Origin of the sequence: Dietzia sp. DQ11-44, from assembly GCF_014145205.1 — a bacterium.
GTDB classification, from domain to species: Bacteria; Actinomycetota; Actinomycetes; order Mycobacteriales; family Mycobacteriaceae; genus Dietzia; species Dietzia natronolimnaea.
Map to the genome: position 1 here is coordinate 1 of NZ_JAALEC010000466.1, position 2,931 is coordinate 2,931.

A 2,931-nucleotide genomic window follows, 5' to 3' on the forward strand; every position below is an offset into this window, starting at 1 on the left:
GCGGGCGGTCGCCGACGCCGAGGAGCTGCCGCTGCTGCGGGGGGCCAAGGCCGAGGGGCTGCGCGTGACCGCCTCCACGAGCCCGCACCTGCTCGCCCTGGTCTCGGAGGTCACCCACGGGGGCGTGGCCGCCGCCGACCTTGATCCCCCGATCCGGGACGCCGCCACGCGCGAACTCCTCTGGGACGCCCTCCGCGACGGCACCGTCGACGCGATCGCCTCCGCCCGACTCGGTCTCTCGGTGGTGTGGACGGAAGCACGCCGGAGGGGGTGTGATCTCTCGGACGTGGCCGGCTGGATGTCCGGGACGACGGCCGCGATCGTCGGTCTCGAGGACCGGGGGGAGATCCGGACGGGTATGAGGGCCGACTTCACCGCCGTCGCGGACGACGAGGCGTTCGTCGTCCTCCCCGGTGCCCGGGAGCTCGGTTCCGCCGACTCGGTGTACGCGCAGAGGGCCCTGGCGGGAGTGGTCCGCTGGACCATGACCGACGGCCGGTTCGTCGATCCCCGCTCCCTGCCCCGGGGCGCCGTCCTGTCCCGATCCGCCACATGAACCCCGCCGTCGACCGACTGGCGTTCCTCCCGTTCCCGGCGGGCGTGACCTCGGCCCTGCTCATCACCGAGTACGCCATCAAGATCCTCGCCCTGGGCATGGTGCCGGAGAATCGGCAGCCCTCCTCCTCTCAGGCCTGGTTGCTGGCGATCCTGTTCATCCCGATCGTCGGCGTGCCGCTGTTCCTGCTGCTGGGAAACCCGTACATCACCGGCCGACGGCACGTCATCCAGGCCGAGGCCAACCGGCTCTACGAGGAGGCGCTGGAGAAGTGGCCCACGGTCCCCGACAGCGTGCGGATCCCGTCCGGGGTGCGGACGGTTCTCGAGATGAACCGGAACCTCACCGCGATCCCGTGCATGTCCGGCGAGTTCGTGGGGCTGTACTCGGACTACGCGGCCTCGCTCGCCACGATGACGGACGCGGTGCGGTCCGCCCGGGACCACGTGCACATCGAGTTCTACGCCCAGTCCTGGGACGACGAGACCGACGAGTTCTTCACCGCCGCGGTCGAGGCGGCGGAGAGGGGGGTGACGGTCAGGGTGCTGGTCGACCACCTCGGGTCCCTGCGGTACCGGGGCTTCAAGGTGCTACGACGGAGGTTGCGCCACTCGCCGGTCGAGATGCACCTCATGCTGCCGATCAACCCGTTCGTCGGGAGGTTCCGCCGGCCCGACCTGCGCAACCACCGCAAGATGCTCATCGTCGACGGCGACCACGGGTTCATCGGCTCGCAGAACCTCATCGCCCGGAACTACGGTAGCCCCCGCAACACCCGCCTCGGCCGGGAGTGGGTGGACCTCATGATGGAGGTCCGGGGTGAGATCGTCCAGGCGATGAACGGGGTGTTCGCGGTGGACTGGTACTCCGAGAGCGGTGAGGTCATCGAGACCTTCGAGGAGCTCTCCCGCGGCACGTCGGTCGGTGCCGGAGGCGCGGGAGGCGACCCCACCGCCGGCGACCCGGTCAGCGCCTTCCAGCTCGTCCCCTCGGGGCCCGGATACCGCACGCAGCCGAACCTGCGCATGTTCACCCAGCTCATCGGCCAGGCCGAGCACAGGATCAGGATCGTCAGCCCGTACTTCGTCCCGGACGAGGCGTTGCTCCACTCGATCACCTCCGCGTCCTACAGAGGTGTCGACGTGGAGTTGTTCGTCCCCGAACACGCGGACCAGTTCATGGTCCACCACGCCCAGCGGTCCTACTACCGTGCACTCCTCGAGGCCGGGGTGCGGATCAACAGGTTCCGCTCGCCGGCGGTACTGCACACCAAGATGATGTTGATCGACGACTACGGCGGTGTGGTGGGGTCGAGCAACATGGACCAGCGGTCGTTCAACCTGAACTTCGAGATCAGCCTGCTGGTGCTCGGCGGGGAGGCGCTGACCGAGATGAACGACGCGGTGGACGCCTACCTCGAGGAGAGCACGCCTCTCGGCCTGGGTACCTGGCAGCGCCGTCCCTGGCCGGGGCGGTACGTCGACAACGTCGCGCGACTGAGTTCGGCACTCCAGTAGGGGCCGGCCCCGCGGCGGGGCCCGGCCCGGCAGTCCGGATCGGCCCTGTAGTAGTACGCTTTGCGTGCGTGGGCCGGTAGGGCCCTGCTCATGACGAGAGGCCAGCACAGATGCCCCAGAACCGTGGTTCCGGACTCCGGACCAGGCGCATCGGCGCCGTCGTCGCCGCGACCGCCCTGGCGGCGGTCGCGACCCCGGCCGTGGTGCACGGCCAGGAGACCTCGGGTTCCGACTCCTCGGTGCCCACCCAGACCGGCAACAGCAGCGTCGACGGCTTGACCGGCCTGATCCCCGAGGAGATCGTGGTCGGCAACCCCGGCTTCGGCGCGGGATCCGAGGGGTTGCGGGACATCGGGAGCGGAGTGGTGCCGGACACCGCGCTGTCCGTCGGCCAGGTCCTGGGCTCGGTGGCGCCGCTCGAGGCGCTGGGGTCGGCGGGCGGATCCGCGGTGGCCTCCGTGGCCTCCTCCGGCAGCCTGCCCGGGTCCGTCTACGTCAACCCGACCGGCTCGATCGGGTCGGGCACCATCGGGCTCGGCTCGCTCTCGATCCCCGAGTACATCTTCCCGGTCCTCAGCGTGCAGTTCGCCGGCGGGTTCTTCGCCGCCCTGGCCGAGCGCCAGGAGGCCGGAGAGCTCTACCCGCACGAGCTGACGTTCTGGAACGACGTGGTGGTGGGCTCGGCCGAGGCCGGCGGGTTCCTCGAGGACGCCGCCGCCGACGCCGGCACCGAGCTCCCCGGCGCACTGGCCGGAAGCATCGACGCGGTGCAGCGTTCCGCGTTGCAGGATCCGTTCGAGGAGAACGAGCGGCGCAGGGCCATCGCGGAGGCCGCCGCGGAGGCGGAGGCCGCGGGCG

General features: G+C 70.7%; 2 protein-coding genes and 1 pseudogene. All 3 read left to right on the top strand.

Annotation, left to right across the window (positions count from 1 at the left end):
• Positions 1 to 556, top strand: a pseudogene (locus tag G6018_RS11945) (allantoinase); the annotation flags it as partial.
• Entirely contained in the window at positions 553 to 2,073 is a 1,521-nt protein-coding gene (locus G6018_RS11950) for a phospholipase D-like domain-containing protein (protein ID WP_182639709.1), read from the top strand. The pseudogene G6018_RS11945 and the gene G6018_RS11950, both read left to right, overlap by 4 nt.
• A 110-nt stretch (positions 2,074 to 2,183) precedes the next feature.
• A partial coding sequence (locus tag G6018_RS11955; protein ID WP_182639710.1) for a hypothetical protein occupies positions 2,184 to 2,931 on the top strand: 748 nt, incomplete at its 3' end.

Coding starts and splice junctions, on each gene's coding strand:
- G6018_RS11950 (WP_182639709.1), top strand. CDS start 553: ATGAACCCCGCCGTCGACCGACTGGCGTTCCTCCCGTTCCCGGCGGGC.